Raw genomic sequence first — 1,726 nt, forward strand, 5'->3', positions numbered from 1 at the left:
GGGCCGGGCTCGGGCGGAATCTCGGGCTCCGGCTTTTCCGGCTCCTGCGGTTCGGGAGCCGGCTCGGGCTGCTGCGGGGGTTTTTCCGGCTCCGGCGTGGGTTCCGACGGCGCGCCGGCTTCCGATGCCGGCTGCGGCACTCCTTCGGCCCCCGGCTCGACGGGACGCACCTCCTCCTCGGCCGGTTTTTCCTCGACCTCCTTCTTACCGAAGGAGAAAACCTTCTTGATGAAGTTCAAAGCCATGAAATCTTGCTCTTCAAGCCGCTTCGCGCTCCGCGGGCACCGCCAGGAGGCGCTCCCCGTCATGCCCGGAGATGACGCCGTCGACGATCTCGCCGGGCCGGCCCTCCTCGATGGCAGCGAGGGTGAAACCTTCCGTGCGGCCGAGTCCCGCGCGCTCCACGAGGAGACGCTGGTGCGTGCCCTCGAGCGCCGCCAGATGCGCCTGATACGCCGCCTCGCCGGAAGCGCGCAGCCGCGCTGCCCGCGCCTTCACGACATCACGCGGCAGCTGCGGCATGCGGGCCGCCGGCGTGCCCTCGCGGGGCGAGAAAGGGAAGACGTGCAGATGCGTCAGCCCGCACTCCTCGACGATTCGAAGCGAGTTCTCGAACATCGCCTCCGTCTCGGTCGGAAAGCCGGCGATGATGTCGGCGCCGAACACGACGTCCGGCCTGAGCCGCCGCACCTCCGCACAGAACCGGATGGTATCGTCCCTGAGATGCCGCCGCTTCATGCGCTTCAGGATCATGTCGTCGCCGGACTGCAGGGAGAGATGCAGGTGCGGCATCAGCCGCTCTTCCTCGGCGAGCGCGGCCATTAGATCCTCGTCCGCCTCGATGGAATCGATCGAGGAAAGCCTGAGCCGCTCGAGCTCCGGCACCTGCCGCAGGATAGTGCGCACCAGCCGGCCGAGGCGCGGGCTTCCCGGCAGGTCGGCGCCGAAGCTCGTCAAATCGACGCCGGTAAGCACGACTTCCCTGTAGCCGTTCTCCACCAGCCGCCTCACCTGGTCGACCACCGCGCCCATCGGCACCGAGCGCGAATTGCCGCGGCCATAGGGGATGATGCAGAAGGTGCAGCGGTGGTCGCAACCGTTCTGCACCTGCACGAAGGCGCGCGCCCGGCCCTCGATAGCGTCCACCATGTGCGAGGCGGTCTCGCGCACCTCCATGATATCGTTGACGCGCACCTTCTCGAAACTGTTGACCCCGAATTCAGGCAGCGCGCGATAGCTGTGGCGTTGAAGCTTCTCCTCGTTGCCAAGGACGAGATCCGCCTCTTCCATGGCGCCGAAGGTGCCTGGCTCGGTCTGCGCCGCGCAGCCGGTGACGATGATGCGGGCGTCCGGGTTCTCGCGGCGCGCCTTGCGGATCGCCTGGCGCGCCTGGCGCACGGCTTCCGCCGTCACCGCGCAGGTGTTGATCACTACCGCCCCACCATCGAGCGCGCCGAGACCCGCCGCGTCCGCCTCGCGCTTGATCACCTCGGACTCGTAGGCGTTCAGCCGGCAGCCGAAGGTGACGACATCCACCGCCATCAGGCCGCTCCCTCGGTCTCGCGCTGCCAGGCACCCGTGGCGGGGTCGAAGTGGCCGGAAAACTCCCATTCCGCCGGCCCGGTCATGATCACGTGATCGTCCTCGCGCCAGCGAATGTCGAGCGGCCCGCCCGGCACGGTGACCGTGACATGCCGGCCGGTGCGCCCCGTGCGCGCGCTTGATA

Annotated in this window: 1 protein-coding gene and 2 pseudogenes; all 3 read right to left on the reverse strand. The window is 68.5% G+C overall.

The window, feature by feature from the left end; all coding sequences use genetic code 11:
* Positions 1-245, reverse strand: a pseudogene (locus ACFP9U_RS24925) (signal recognition particle-docking protein FtsY); the annotation flags it as partial.
* A gap of 13 nt (positions 246-258) precedes the next feature.
* Positions 259-1,542: a tRNA (N(6)-L-threonylcarbamoyladenosine(37)-C(2))-methylthiotransferase MtaB gene (mtaB, locus tag ACFP9U_RS24930; protein ID WP_378625563.1), complete on the reverse strand. Its 1,284-nt coding sequence runs from the start codon at positions 1,540-1,542 to the stop codon at positions 259-261.
* Positions 1,542-1,726 (reverse strand): annotated as a pseudogene (locus tag ACFP9U_RS24935) (diaminopimelate epimerase); the annotation flags it as partial. The gene mtaB and the pseudogene ACFP9U_RS24935, both read right to left, overlap by 1 nt.

The sequence above is a fragment of the Nitratireductor sp. GCM10026969 genome (genome assembly GCF_042660605.1).
Taxonomy (GTDB): Bacteria; Pseudomonadota; Alphaproteobacteria; order Rhizobiales; family Rhizobiaceae; genus Chelativorans.